This window comes from Streptomyces sp. NPDC049837 (assembly GCF_040674455.1).
Lineage (GTDB): Bacteria > Actinomycetota > Actinomycetes > Streptomycetales > Streptomycetaceae > Streptomyces.
Window position 1 is genome coordinate 937,125 of the sequence record NZ_JBFAMP010000001.1, and the last position, 12,628, is coordinate 949,752.

Annotated in this window: 12 protein-coding genes; 2 read left to right on the top strand and 10 right to left on the bottom strand. The window is 74.6% G+C overall.

Translation table 11 applies throughout. From position 1 onward, the window contains the following. Positions 1-4: 4 nt before the first annotated feature. From AB0J57_RS04200 to AB0J57_RS04230, 7 genes are all read right to left on the bottom strand, one after another. Positions 5-136, bottom strand: a complete 132-nt coding sequence (locus tag AB0J57_RS04200; RefSeq protein WP_366126358.1) for a hypothetical protein — start codon at positions 134-136, stop codon at positions 5-7. Between the two features lie 57 nt (positions 137-193). Further along, positions 194-520: a hypothetical protein gene (locus AB0J57_RS04205; RefSeq protein ID WP_366126359.1), complete on the bottom strand. Its 327-nt coding sequence runs from the start codon at positions 518-520 to the stop codon at positions 194-196. A gap of 71 nt (positions 521-591) precedes the next feature. Continuing rightward, positions 592-2,394: a hypothetical protein gene (locus AB0J57_RS04210; RefSeq protein WP_366126360.1), complete on the bottom strand. Its 1,803-nt coding sequence runs from the start codon at positions 2,392-2,394 to the stop codon at positions 592-594. Further along, entirely contained in the window at positions 2,391-3,452 is a 1,062-nt protein-coding gene (locus AB0J57_RS04215; protein ID WP_366126361.1) for a MoxR family ATPase, read from the bottom strand. The genes AB0J57_RS04210 and AB0J57_RS04215 overlap by 4 nt, the downstream gene beginning before the upstream one ends. Positions 3,453-3,847: 395 nt before the next feature. Then, complete coding sequence (locus AB0J57_RS04220) at positions 3,848-5,179, bottom strand: amino acid permease (protein ID WP_366126363.1); 1,332 nt, start codon at positions 5,177-5,179, stop codon at positions 3,848-3,850. Positions 5,180-5,245: 66 nt separating this feature from the next. After that, complete coding sequence (locus AB0J57_RS04225; protein ID WP_366126364.1) at positions 5,246-7,348, bottom strand: phage holin family protein; 2,103 nt, start codon at positions 7,346-7,348, stop codon at positions 5,246-5,248. A 22-nt stretch (positions 7,349-7,370) separates the two neighbouring features. After that, complete coding sequence (locus AB0J57_RS04230; RefSeq protein WP_366126365.1) at positions 7,371-7,775, bottom strand: hypothetical protein; 405 nt, start codon at positions 7,773-7,775, stop codon at positions 7,371-7,373. Between the two features lie 86 nt (positions 7,776-7,861). Here AB0J57_RS04230 and AB0J57_RS04235 point away from each other — a divergent pair, with 86 nt between their 5' ends. Continuing rightward, positions 7,862-8,644 carry an MBL fold metallo-hydrolase gene (locus AB0J57_RS04235; protein ID WP_366126366.1) on the top strand — a complete coding sequence of 261 codons (783 nt, stop codon included), beginning with the start codon at positions 7,862-7,864 and terminating at the stop codon, positions 8,642-8,644. Beyond that, positions 8,641-9,249 carry a VTT domain-containing protein gene (locus tag AB0J57_RS04240; RefSeq protein ID WP_366126367.1) on the top strand — a complete coding sequence of 203 codons (609 nt, stop codon included), beginning with the start codon at positions 8,641-8,643 and terminating at the stop codon, positions 9,247-9,249. The genes AB0J57_RS04235 and AB0J57_RS04240 overlap by 4 nt, the downstream gene beginning before the upstream one ends. Before the next feature lie 135 nt (positions 9,250-9,384). Here the strand turns inward: AB0J57_RS04240 and AB0J57_RS04245 are convergent, their stop codons facing one another. The 3 genes from AB0J57_RS04245 to AB0J57_RS04255 form a co-directional block, all read right to left on the bottom strand. Continuing rightward, positions 9,385-10,470, bottom strand: coding sequence for an MBL fold metallo-hydrolase (locus AB0J57_RS04245; RefSeq protein WP_366126368.1), 1,086 nt, complete (start codon positions 10,468-10,470; stop codon positions 9,385-9,387). A gap of 13 nt (positions 10,471-10,483) precedes the next feature. Continuing rightward, positions 10,484-11,710 (bottom strand): aminotransferase class I/II-fold pyridoxal phosphate-dependent enzyme, encoded by a 1,227-nt coding sequence (locus AB0J57_RS04250; protein WP_366126369.1) that lies wholly within the window; start codon positions 11,708-11,710, stop codon positions 10,484-10,486. A gap of 119 nt (positions 11,711-11,829) precedes the next feature. Further along, positions 11,830-12,564, bottom strand: a complete 735-nt coding sequence (locus tag AB0J57_RS04255; RefSeq protein WP_366126370.1) for an ANTAR domain-containing protein — start codon at positions 12,562-12,564, stop codon at positions 11,830-11,832. Positions 12,565-12,628 lie beyond the last annotated feature (64 nt).

A 12,628-nucleotide genomic window follows, 5' to 3' on the forward strand; every position in this document is an offset into this window, starting at 1 on the left:
CGGGTTACTCCTCGTCCTCCTCGGGCGGCTGGGGCGCGGGGTCCGGCTCGGTGGGTGACGGGGCCTCGTGGTCGGCGGTGCGGGTGGCTTCCGCGCGGATCAGGGCGTTGAGGGCCGCGAAGGGGTCGACGGGCATGGTGGTGCTCCCTGTTCGGTACGTGGTCGGGCTGCGGTGAGCTGCGGGGCGTACCGCTCAGCAGCGGAGGACCACGCACCGGACGGTGCGGAGCGCCGGGTGGCCGTCGCGGGACGGAGCCGTGGGCCGGGTCACCGTGGGCGGCCGGGACGGGCGCGGGGGCCGGGGGCGGACGGCGCGCCGGTGGCGGCGGTCCGCGCGGTGCGGGGCGGCCGTCTCCGCCTCGGTCAGGTCCGGGTCGGGCGCGGCGGAGGCGGCCGGGCGCGGCTCGGCGCCCGTGGCCGGCCCGGTCCCGGCCGTGACGCCCAGGAGGGCGGCCAGCACGAGGAGGGTGACCAGCACGGCCCGGCGTGCGGCGACGGTGAGCCCGGTCATGCTGGTCATGGGCGTTCCTTTGCCCGTGACCGGACGTGTTGTGCCACTCCGGCGCGAGAACCGCTCGTTCAGCGGAGCCCTCAGCGGAGCCTGAACACCGGGCCCCGCGCGGTGAACGGCAGCGACGCCCCGTGCGGGATCAGGTAGGCGTGCTCGCGGCGGACGCGGAGCACGTCGCAGTACCCGTCCGTGATGATCAGGACGGGCGCCGTCGGCGGGAAGTCCTGGGCGCGCTGGAGGAGGTCCACGCCCGGCTGGAGGACCGTGCCGCCACGGCCCCGGACCCGTACCCGCCCGGCGATCTCCGTCGGCGGCAGGTACCCGGCGTCGTGCGGGGCCGCGTCGCAGAACACCACGCGCGCCGCCGGGACGTCGCGGGCCTCGGCGTACGAGGCGATGGCGCCGAGCGCCTTGCCGAGCAGCCGGCGGTCCATGGAGCCCGACGTGTCCAGGACGACGCCGAAGGTGCACCGGGCGACCTCCTCGGGCGGGAAGTACCGTCCGGCGCGCGGGATGTCCGGCGTGGACGCCTGGCGGCGGGCCGGCCGGGCGTAGCTGCGCACCGGCTCCGGGCGGGGCACGAACTCGTCGAACCAGCGCGCCAGTCGGGCGTCCCACGGCACCGGCGGGTGCGCCAGCGCCCGGATCTCCTCGACGAGCCCGGCGGGCAGCAGCCCGCGCTCCCCGCTCACGTGCAGGTCGAAACCCTGGACCAGGCCGCGCCGGTAGAACTCGTCGAGATCCACGTAGTCGTGGGGGCGCCCGCCGAGCGGTTCGCCGAGGATGTCGCCGGTGCCCTTGCCGCGCAGGGTGGCCAGGCGCCGCGTCCGGCGGGCGTCGGTGACGATCCGGTCGTACACCTCCTCCGCCGACAGCCCCTTGAGGTCGGGGTCGTGCAGCAGCCCTTCGGGCATGGTGCCCACGCCCATCTCGACGAGCCAGCCGTTGATGACGTAGTCGGCGGCGACGTTGAACAGGTACGGGTCGCGGGCGCCGCGCCGGTCGCCGTGGCGCAGCGCGGCGTGCAGCATCTCGTGGGCGAGGACGAAGCGCCACTGCTCGTCGTCGTAGCGGCGCAGCGGGTTGAGGTAGATCTCGCCGAGCGTGGCGTCGACGGCGGCGATGGAGATGCCGTGCGCGCGGGCGAGTTCGGCGTCGGCGACCAGCGTCATGCCGGCCGCGATGCCGCCGAGGAGCGGGTAGGAGGAGATGAACCAGCTCAGCGCCCGGTCCCAGGGCTGCTTCGGCCGGACCTCGCCGGTGAGGGAGTCGCGCCGGCCGCCGGCGACGTCCATGGCGGCGGAGACGGTGCGGGTCAGGGCGTGCGCGAAGGCGAGCTGCCAGTCGGGCGGGGTGTGCCAGGTCGACCACGGGACGAGGAGCTGGTCCGGTGCGTCGCCCGCCGTCCCGCAGTGCGCGTACGGGGCGGGGACGCCGCTCTTGCGCCAGCGGTTGGCGAGCTGCTCCTCCTCGCCGTCGGGGTAGCTGGTGGGCAGTTCCTCGGGTGCGCGGCCGACGTGGAGGGTGAGCAGGAAGCGGTTGACGACGGCGCAGCGGGCGGCGAGGTGGAAGCGGTCGGGCTGTTCGCGCCGCATGGCCCGGTCGGCGGGTACGTGGCCGAAGCCGAGGTGGATGAGGCAGTGGGCGAGCGCCCAGGCCCAGTCGGCGGGTTCGGCGCGGCGGTCGGGGTGGACGTGGATCCGGCCGTTGGAGTCGATGGCGGCCAGTCCGTGGCGCGGGGTGCTCTCGCAGTCGCGGCTGCGGCAGACGTCGGACTCCAGCGCGGCGAGGGCCGGGTGGCGCTTGACGAGGGCGAGCCCGGCGAGGAACGCCTCGGCGGCGGGGTCGTTGCCCTTGTTCTTGGCGCGCGGCGCGGGGGTCACCGGCGGGCCTCGACCAGCCGCGGCAGGTCGCGCGCCGCCTCGACCAGGAACCAGGCGGGCAGCACGGGCTGTCCGTCGGCGTCGTCGGCGATGACGGTCTGGGCGACCTCGACGGAGATCTCGGCGAGCTGCACCAACAGCGACTTGGCGCGGTGCGCGGCCTGCCGCACCGCGGGCGGCACGCGGTCCTTGGTGGCGGGCAGCTCCTTGATGAGCCGGCCGCGGAACGCGTCGGCGAGGTAGTAGAGCAGGTCGCGGTCCTCGACGCGGTGCGGCCAGGAGGCGTCGCCCTTGATGATGGCGTCGATGCCGTACGCGTGCCGCACGATCTTGGCGTACCCGCAGAAGGAGACGGCGTGCGCGGGCGTGAGGGTGCCGTGCGCCAGGATCTTGAGCGTCTCCTCGTCGAGCGTGGGCCCGAAGGAGTGCAGCGCGTCGGAGAGCATGTGCCAGGAGCGGGGCGTGGAGAACGGCTCCTCGGTCTTGGGCGGCTGGGACCAGAGGTGGTCGGGGCGGTCGGTGAGGTAGTCGGTGACCCACGGGTGGATGCCGTGCTCGCCCGCCCACACCAGCCAGTCCGTGGCGGAGGCGCGCAGGTGGACATGGGTGAGGCGGTTGACGAGCGCGGAGGCGATGGGGCGCGCGAGGGCGTTGTCGGTGGCGCGGTTGCCGGCGCCGATGACGATGGACCCGGCGGGCAGTTCGTAGCTGCCGATGCGCCGGTCGAGGATGAGGGAGTAGAAGGCCTTCTGTACGTCGGGGGTGGCGGCGTTCAGCTCGTCGAGGAAGAGGCAGTACGGCTCGTCGCGCGCGATGGCCTCGGGCGGGCAGAACACGGACTTGCCGTCCCGGATCCGCGGTACGCCGATGAGGTCCTCGGGCGCGAGCTGGGTGCCGAGCAGGCTCACGCACTCGAGCCCGAGGGACTCCGCGAAGTTCCGTACGAGCGACGACTTCCCGATGCCGGGCGCGCCCCAGAGGAACACGGGGCGTACGGTCGCGAGGCCGAGCAGCAGCTCGGGGATACGGGCGGGCGTGACGGTGACGGCGGCCTGCAAGCGGGCTCACTCCTGGAGGGTCAGGGTTCGGTGCCCGCCCAGTGTGTGCGCGGCACGTTGTGCGGCGCAGCCGAATATTTGGGCGGTCGGTCCGCCAACCGTGGTGGGCAGTCGTTCCGCAGGGCGATGGGGGTCCCCCCTGCTCGAGCGAAGCCGAGAGCTTGGGGGAGGGTGGGCACAACGGGACGGGGCGGTGCCTGTTCCCGGTGACCCCGGTTGCGGTGCCTGTCCGGTGGGTGGGGGCGGGGCCCCTCCGGGCTCACCTCCTCGAGGCCGGCGGCCTTGGGTTACGAGGTTGGGAGCCCAAGCTTCGCCGCCAACCTCTGCGGGGGCGACCCTGCACGGCCCCACCCGGCCGGACGCCGACTGCGGATCGTGGGGTGCGGGGCCCGGCGTTACGCGCGGCGGGCTGACATCCAGGCGTAGACCAGGACGCCTGCGAAGAGGAACAGCACGCCCTGGTAGACCGCCGCGTAGCCGGAGCCGGCGACGAGCCACATGGAGAAGGCGAAGGCGATCAGCGAGAGGACGGCGTCGCGGACGAGGCGGGGGCGGTGGACGCGCGAGGACTGGCCGGAGGCGAGGAAGTAGATCTGCGCGGCGGTCGACAGGAGGTAGGGCACCGTGGCGGTGAAGGTGGTGACCAGGACGAGGATCTCGAAGACGCCTTCGGAGCCGGCCGTGTAGTTGTAGACGGTCAGCAGGGAGGCGAGGACGACGGTGACGAGGACGCCGTAGGTGGGGACGCCGCGCCGCTTGTGGGTGAACGCCTTCGGGAAGAGGCCGTCCTTGGCCGCCGCGTACGGGGTCTGGGCGCTGAGCAGGGTCCAGCCGTTGAGGGCACCGACCATGGAGACGAGGGCCATGCAGGCGACGGCGGTGCCGCCCCAGGTGCCGCCGAACATGGTGTTGACGGCGGCGGAGAAGGGCGCACTGGACTCGACGAGCCGGTCGTGGGCGACGAGGCCGAAGACGGAGAGGGTGCCCAGCAGGTAGATGGCGGCGGCGCCGAGCGTGCCGAGGATGGTGGCGCGGCCGACGTTGCGCCGGGGGTCGCGGACCTCGCCGGCGCTGACGGCCGCGGACTCCACGCCCAGGTAGCTGAAGAGCAGGATGGCGGCGGACGCGGAGACCGCGCCGACGGCGCCGGAGTCGCTCGCCTGGAAGGGGCCGAGGTTGGCGGGGTCGAAGAAGAACAGGCCGCCGACGGCCACCAGGAGGAGCGGCACGAACTTCAGGACCGTGGCGACGAGTTGGACGGCGCCGACGTACCGCGTGCCGGCGAGGTTGGCGAGGGCGGGCAGCCACTGGAGGGCGAGGGCCGCCGCGATCGTCGCGGCCTTGGAGTCGTGTACGGGGACGAGGACGTCGAGGTAGCCGACGGCCGCGACGGCGAGCGCCGCGTTGGAGACCCAGGTGGTGATCCAGTACGACCAGGCGGCGAGGAATCCGGCGAAGTCGCCGAAGGCCTCGCGGGCGTAGATGTAGGGGCCGCCGGTGAGGGGGTGCCGCTGGGCGAGGCGGCCGAAGACGAGCGCGAGGGCGATGGCACCGGCGGTGAGGACGGCGAAGGCGACGAGGCTGATGGTGCCGTAGGGGGCGACGGAGGCGGGGAGGAGGAAGATCCCGCCGCCGATGATGTTGCCCATGACCAGGGCGGTGGCGATGGGCAGTCCGAAGCTGCGGGCGTGCTTGGACCGCTCGTCGGGGGTGGGGTCGGTGATCATGGGGGGTGGTGCGCCTTTCGCCGTACAAACCCGAACATGTTCGGGTACGGCGAACGCTGCACCAAATCAGTGGTGTTTGTCCGGCACGACGGGGTCGGCAACCGGAAATGCTTCTTCCGGTCGGGGGCGTGACGGGGATTCCTCCAGCGGCACCTGCGGGCCCCCGGCCTCGCGCAGCCAGCGCCGCAGCACCCGGTGGACCTCTTCGGCGCCCGTCAGGCGGCTGCCGTCGGCGACCGGCGCGGACAGGGTGCGCGGCGACAGCAGGAACGCCTCCGACTGCTCGCCGCCGAGTCCGCCGTGCGAGCCGATCTGTTCCTCGAAGGCGTGCACGGTGCCGGTCTCCGGGTCGTACATGGAGTTGACCATGATGTCGGCGACGTGCGGGAAGGAGTCGGTGCGGCGGATCAGGTCGGCCGCGCCGGGGCCGAACACCGCGAGCGGGCCGTCGTCGGTGAGGTCGTCCACGGGGATTTCCCGGCCGGCGGGGCCCAGCAGCACCGAGCCGTGCTCCTCGCTGCGCACGAGCACGAAACCGATGCCGGGGTGGCCCGCGAGGGTGCGCAGGAGGGCGGGGTGACGGCGCTCGATCTCCTCGCGGCACATCCGGTGGGTCACGTCCGGGAAGGAGATCAGGCCCAGGTTGCCGGAGGCCAGCACGATCGGGCCGGAGGTGCGGGCCGGGCGCTCCTCGCGGCCCTCCTCGACCGGCAGGTGCACCGCGCTGCGCAGCGCGTTGCGCGCCTCGGCGCCGCTCGGGGTGTGCTGGGCGCGGCGCGGTACGGGCAGCCCGCAGCCGGCCCGGACCAGGTCGCGCAGCGTCAGCCCGTACGCGGACTCGAAGGTCTCGCCCGGGCTCTGGCCGTGGTCGGAGAGGAGCACGATGCGGTAGGGGCGGGGGGCGTGCTCGGCGACCTTGGCGATCAGGGCGATGGACCGGTCGAGGCGTTCCAGGACCTTGAGCGCGTCGCGGCTGTGCGGCCCCGAGTGGTGGGCGACCTCGTCGTAGGCGACGAGGTCGGCGTACACGGCGGTGCGGCCGGCGAGCAGGTCGCCCATGACGGCGGCGACGACCACGTCCCGCTCGACGACGGTGGCGAAGGCGCGGATGAAGGGGTACAGCCCGCCCCGGCCGACCCTGGGGGTGTCCTTCCTGAGACGGGACCGGGTGGACTGGCCGATCTCCCGGCAGACCTCGGCGACGAAGGAGATGGCGGTGCGGACGGCGTTGGCGGGGTCGCGGAAGTAGGCGAAGTACCCGGCCCGGGAGCGGTTGCGGCGGCCCCGGCGGGCCGAGACGGAGAGCACGAGGGCGAGCTGGTCGGCGCCGCCGCTGAAGAGGTTGCCGCGGCTGGCGCCGTCCAGGGTCAGCAGCCCGCCGTCGCCGGTGCGCGTTATGGCGCGGCGCTGGAGTTCGACGGCGCTGGCGGGCCGGTTGCTGACCATGAGCCGGCCGGTGTCCTTCTCGTACCAGCGGAAGGCGGGTACGTCGTGGTTGGTGCCGTGCAGGATGGCGAGCTGGCTGGCGCCGGTCTGGCTGGACCAGTCGGTGCGCCAGGGCGTGAGGCGGTGGGTGGAGCCCAGCCAGGCGGCGACGGTCGGCATGACCCCGCCGGCGACGGCGTCCCGCAGCACCTGGTGGCCGACGCCGTCGAGCTGGAGGAACACCGTGCCGGGCGGGCTGTCGGGGCCTATTCCGGGCCGGCCCGACCGGCGGCGGCCGGCGAGCCGGTAGAGGCGGCGGCGGTAGGCGTTGTCGTCGCGTACGGCGAGGGCGGTGGAGGTGGCGGACGCGACGGCCGACATCACGGCGGCCACCACGACGGCGTTCTCGGGGTCGGCCTCGCCGCGCCCGTCGGGGATGAGCCAGAGCGCGACCAGCAGCAGGGAGCCGTTGAGGAAGAAGGCGAGGAGCCCGAGGACCAGGGCGGGCACGAGCAGCAGGGCGCGGACGACCAGCGGCCACACCAGGGCGCTCAGCAGGCCGAACGCCCCCGCGCCCCAGGCGGCGGTGACGGCGGTGCGGGTGATGCTGTCGCCGTCGTCGGACTGGAGCTGGAAGTCGGGCAGGAGACCGGCGAGCGCGAGCATCGTGAGGGTGGACACCGCCCACACCACGACGACCCGCAGCAGGGCGCCCCCTGCCGTACGCCAGTGTCCCTCGGCCACGCCGCTCGCTCCTCGGTCCGGCTCAGCAGCCGTCGTAGCCCGCCGTCGGCATGGAGAGCCGGCGGTGCACATGGGCCTTCATGGCCGCGTCGTACGCCGGTTCGTCGAGCCCGGCCGTCTCCAGCCGTACGCCCCGGCGCTCGCACTCGGCCGTGAAGTCCCGCGCGGAGGTCAGCGCCCGGTCGAGGACCCGCTGGTTGGGCGCGACGAACAGGTCGACCGCGCCCGCCTCGACGTCGGCCCACAGCATCCGGTGGTCGGGCCGCATCCCGTAGAACAGCAGTTGGCGGCTGACGACATAGCCCTTGTCGGCCGCCCACCGCTCGCACATGGCGTGCTGGCTGCGGGTGTCGACCAGGAAGGGGTCGCTGTCGAGCTCCTCGAGCGGCGTCAGGCTGGCGATCGCCGCCACGCGTACGTCGTCCATGCCGCCGACCCTACTCCGATCGCCTCCGGGCGAGGAGGAGCGCATTTACGCTCGTAGGAGCAACGCGGGAGCGAGGAGGGCGGGCGGTGCCGGTGGAGGTCACCTGGTGGGGTCATGCCACCTGTACGGTCCAGGACTCGGGGGTGCGGGTGCTGACCGACCCGCTGTTCGTGCGCCGGCTCGCGCATCTGCGGCGGCGGCGCGGTGAGCTGCCGCCGCCGGCGGCCGCGCGGGCGGAGGCGGTGCTGGTCTCGCACCTCCACTCCGACCACCTGCACCTGCCGTCGCTGGCCCGGCTCGCGCCCGGTACGCGGCTGATCGTGCCGAGGGGCGCGACGCGTGCGGTGCCGGGGCTGCGGAGGCTGGGCGCGGCGGGCGGGCTGCGGATCACCGAGGTGGCCCCCGGTGACGAGGTGAAGGTGGCGGAGCTGGTCGTCCGGGCGGTGCCGGCGCGGCACGACGGGCGGCGGCTGCCGGTGGGGCCGCACCTGTCCCCCGCGCTCGGATACGTGATCCGCGGTGCGGCGCGCACCTACTTCGCCGGGGACACCGGGCTGTTCGACGGGATGGCGGCGGCCGTGGGCGAGGTGGACGTGGCGCTGCTGCCGGTCGGCGGGTGGGGGCCGTTCCTGGGGCCCGGGCATCTGAACGCGACCCGGGCGGCCGAGGCGCTGGCGGCGCTGGCGCCCCGGGCGGCCGTTCCGGTGCACTACGGCACGTACTGGCCGATCGGGCTGGACGGGGTGCGGCCGCACGAGTTCCACGCGCCGGGCGACGAGTTCGTGCGGCACGCGGCGCGTCTGGCGCCGGACGTGGCGGTGCACCTGCTGGGGCACGGCGAGAGCGTGCGGCCGGAGGTGTCCGGGTGATCGCGGCGGTGGCCCAGCTCCCGCCCGAGTCGACCCAGCAGGCGCTCGGCTATCCGGCGCTGTTCCTCCTGGTGGCGCTGGGGGCGCTGGTGCCGGTGGTGCCGACGGGGGCCATCGTCAGCTCGGCCGCGGTGGTGGCGTTCCATCAGACGTCGCCGGTCGCGCTGCTGGTGGTGTTCCTGCTGGCGGCGGGCGCGGCGTTCCTGGGCGATGTGACGCTGTACTGGCTGGGCCGGCGCGGGGTGCGGTCGAAGAACGGTTCGCGCTGGCTGGTGGCGCTGCGGGAGCGGGCGGCGCCGGACCGGCTGGAGCAGGCGCAGGCAAAGCTGCGGGAGCACCGGGTGTCGGTGCTGGTGCTGTCCCGGCTGGTCCCGGCGGGCCGCATCCCGGTGATGCTGGCGTGCCTGCTGGCCGGGATGCCGCTGCGCCGCTTCGTGCGCGGCAACATCCCGGCGTGCCTGGCCTGGGCGGTGACGTACCAGCTCATCGGCATCCTGGGCGGCTCCCTCTTCGCCCGCCCCTGGGAGGGCGTCCTGGCGGCGGTGGCGCTGACGGTGCTGATCAGCGCGGTGCCGTCGGTGTGGCGGCGGTGGCGCCATTCCTGAGCGGGCGGATCGGCGAGTGAGCCGAAGGGGCGCGACTGTGTCGAGAGGGAGAACGCGCGGAGGTCGTGAGGAACGAGCGACCGAGCACGGTCGACCGTCGACACAGGCTGAAGCGCCCCGGAGGAGAACCGAGCCCTAACAAGACAGCACGCGTGAGGCGCCGACTGGGAGGTCCCAGAGGTGGTCGCGGGGCAGGCCGGCCTGTTCCCAGGCGGCGCGGACGCGGGTGAGGGGTTCCATGACCGGTTCGGAGGACAGGACGAACGTGGCCCAGTGCATGGGGGCCATGATGCGGGCGCCGAGGTCCTGGTGGGCCTGGACGGCCTCCTCCGGGTCGGTGTGGACGTCGCGGAGCCACCAGCGGGGGGCGTAGGCGCCGATGGGGAGGAGGGCGAGGTCGATGCCGGGGTGGCGGCGGCCGATCTCCTTGAACCAGTGGCCGTAGCCGGTGTCGCCCGCGAAGTACACGCGGTGCCCGTGGGGGTCGCCGATGACCCAGCCGCCCCACAGGGAGCGGCAGGTGTCGGTGAGGGTGCGCTTGGACCAGTGGTGGGACGGTACGAAGTCGAAGCGGACGCCCACCCGTCGCCCGCCACCACCCTCAGCCGAGGCGCCTTCGGCGCCGCCCCTTGGACGCAGTTCGGCGTGCTCCCACCAGTCGAGTTCGGTGACGCGGGTGAAGCGGCGGCGGCGGAACCAGCGGCCGAGACCGGCGGGGACGAAGACGGCGGTGTCGCGGGGCAGTCTTCTTACGGTGGGGGCGTCCAGGTGGTCGTAGTGGTTGTGGCTGATGACGACGGCGTCGACGGGCGGGAGGTCCTCCCAGCGCACGCCGACGGGGGTGATGCGGGCGGGCGTGCCGAGGATGCGGCGGGACCAGACGGGGTCGGTCAGGACGGTGAGGCCGCCGATGCGGACGATCCAGCTCGCGTGCCCGGCCCAGGTGACGGAGACGGAGCCGGGCTCCACGGCGGGCAGGGGCTCGGGCCGGAACGGCAGGTGCGGGATGTCGCGGAGTCCTTCGGCGCTGGGGCGCACGGCCCCTTCGCGGGCGAGTCTGGCCATGGCGCGGACACCGGGGAGGGGCGCGGTGAGCCGGTCGGTGAAGGATCTGGGCCAGGTGCGGATCTGGCCGAGGGGCCGTGGGCCGCCGCCCTGGGTGTGCTCCGCCGATGGGTGCTCAAGAGGGGGCTGCTCGGTGGGTGCCGTCTGTTCCGTCATCTGCCAGCTCCGTTCACCGTGGTTCTCCAAGTTCGTGGAAAGCAGAACCGAACCTGTCCAACGCTTCCGCCACGTGCGGCGATTCCAGCGGCTCCGCCGCCGTGAGGGACTCCGTGCGCTCCTCGGGGGTTGCTCCGAGCAGGGGCCAGGTGGGCAGGCGTACGCGCAGCGCGCCGAGCTCGTCGCCGAACCGGTGGCCGCCGGGTGCGGGCACGCCCAGGCGGTCCGTCAGGTACGCCTCCAGTTCCATGGAGTCGGTCACGCCGCGCTCGGCGAGCCGGCCGCGCAGCGGGCCCAGGTCCGCGTAGAGGTGCCGCCCCGCCCGGGGCGGGAGGGCGAGCGCCCCGGCGGTCAGCACGGCGTGGTGCGCGGCGGCGGCCACGCGCGCGTGCAGGGCGGCGGTGGCCGCCGCGCGGGTGGTGACCGGTTCGGGTTCGCCGAGCGCGTGGGCGGCGGCCGCGGCGACGGGGGCGGCGACCTGCGCGCCGAGCGCGGTGAGCCGGTCGAGGGTGCGGGCGCGGCGGGCCGGGCCCCGCCCTGTGTGCGGGAAGCGGGCGATGGCGGCGGGCCAGCCGGCGGGGGTGAGGGAGCCGGCCAGGTCGCACAGGACGGTGACGTCGTCGGGGCACATCTCGGCGGGGCTGACGAGCACGGTGTCGTGGGGGTCGTGCAGGGTGTCGCGCCAGGTCTCGTCGCTGATGATGTGCAGGCCCTCGGCGACGGCCGCCTCGCACGCCTCGCGCACCACCTCGGGCGGGGCGACGGTGGCGGTGGGGTCGTCGGCCACGGAGAGCAGCAGGACTGCCGGGTGGCCGCCTTCGGCGCGGACGCGCCGTACGGTCTCCAGGAGCGCGAACGGGTCGGGCACGCCGCCGCACTCGGCGGGGGTCGGCACGTGGTAGGCGGGCCGCCCCAGGAGCCGGGCCTGCGGGGTCCACCAGGCGGGGCAGGGCCGGGGCATCAGGATGTCGCCGCCGTGGGCGGCCATGAGCGCCGACAGCAGCGGCTGGGCGCCGGGCGCGGCGGCGAGGTCCTCGGGGTGGCAGCGCAGTCCGCGCCGCCACCAGTAGCCGGCTGCCGCGTCGCGCAGGACGACGCCGCCGCCGGGCGGTTCGGGTTCGGTGCGGCCGGCGGCGGCCGCGAGGACGGCGGCCAGCTCGGGCAGGACGGGCAGGCCGGGCTCGGGCGCGGGCGGCCCGTAGCGGACGGGGCCGCGCCCCCGCGTGTCCGGCTGCCGCATGTCCTTACCTCCGCCGCTGGGTCTCCGCCGCTGGTGGTCCGGGGACATGTGCCCAGCCCCACAGCCCTTTATACGGAGGTTCCTCGCAAATCGCCGCTCCGAGGCGTCCGGGCTCCCCGTCACCGGCGCGGGGCGTCCGGTGCCAGGCGGGCCAGTTCCTTCTCCAGGCCGCGCCCCCGGGTGCGGACGACGCCCGCCGCCACGTCCGCGAGCTTGCGGTTGGTGAGCTGCGAGACGTGCCGCAGCACCCGGTACGCCTCGTCGGCGTCGCAGCCCAGGACGTGCATCACGATGCCGCCGGCCTGGTCGATCACGGGGCGGGAGCGGAGGGCCGTGGAGAGCTGGCCGACCTCGGTGAGGGCGGCGCGGTAGCGCCGGTCGCGGGCGAGGCCCGCCGTGATCTCCTCGCCGAGTATCGCGGCGCAGCCGTGCGCGGCGTGTCCCAGGGAGCCGGGCCGGAAGCCGTACAGGTTGAGCGTGATGTCCATGCCGGCCCGGTGGAAGGGGAGCGTGACGCTGGCCCGTACGCCGGAGCCGAGCGCCATCGCGCGGTAGTCGGGCCAGCGTTCGTCCGTCAGGAGGTCCTCCGCGTCGACCGGTTCGCCGCTGTCGAGGGCGGCGCGTATGGGGCCGTCGCCGGAGTCGAGCTGGACGGCCACGAGGGCCGCGAGGTCGGGGTGGGTGGCGCTGGTGCGGCGTTCGCCGTCACCGTCGCCGTCGCCGCCGCCGTCGCTGAGAGTGGCGACGGCCCCGCAGCAGGCGGGTACGGAGCGTACGCAGTGTTCGGCGAGTCGCTGGAGTTTCCGTACGGTGGACGCCGGTTCCAGGCCTTCGTACTCCTGCTCGGGAAACATGGCGCGCTCTCCTCTCAGGCTGCGGCTGCCCCGTGCCCGCAGCGCGAAACGGCCCGTACCGCCC

Bases quoted from the DNA above. Each gene is read 5' to 3' on its own strand.
- AB0J57_RS04200 (WP_366126358.1), bottom strand. From the start codon at position 136: ATGCCCGTCGACCCCTTCGCGGCCCTCAACGCCCTGATCCGCGCGGAA.
- AB0J57_RS04205 (WP_366126359.1), bottom strand. From the start codon at position 520: ATGACCAGCATGACCGGGCTCACCGTCGCCGCACGCCGGGCCGTGCTG.
- AB0J57_RS04220 (WP_366126363.1), bottom strand. From the start codon at position 5,179: ATGATCACCGACCCCACCCCCGACGAGCGGTCCAAGCACGCCCGCAGC.
- AB0J57_RS04230 (WP_366126365.1), bottom strand. From the start codon at position 7,775: ATGGACGACGTACGCGTGGCGGCGATCGCCAGCCTGACGCCGCTCGAG.
- AB0J57_RS04245 (WP_366126368.1), bottom strand. From the start codon at position 10,470: ATGACGGAACAGACGGCACCCACCGAGCAGCCCCCTCTTGAGCACCCA.
- AB0J57_RS04250 (WP_366126369.1), bottom strand. From the start codon at position 11,710: ATGCGGCAGCCGGACACGCGGGGGCGCGGCCCCGTCCGCTACGGGCCG.
- AB0J57_RS04255 (WP_366126370.1), bottom strand. From the start codon at position 12,564: ATGTTTCCCGAGCAGGAGTACGAAGGCCTGGAACCGGCGTCCACCGTA.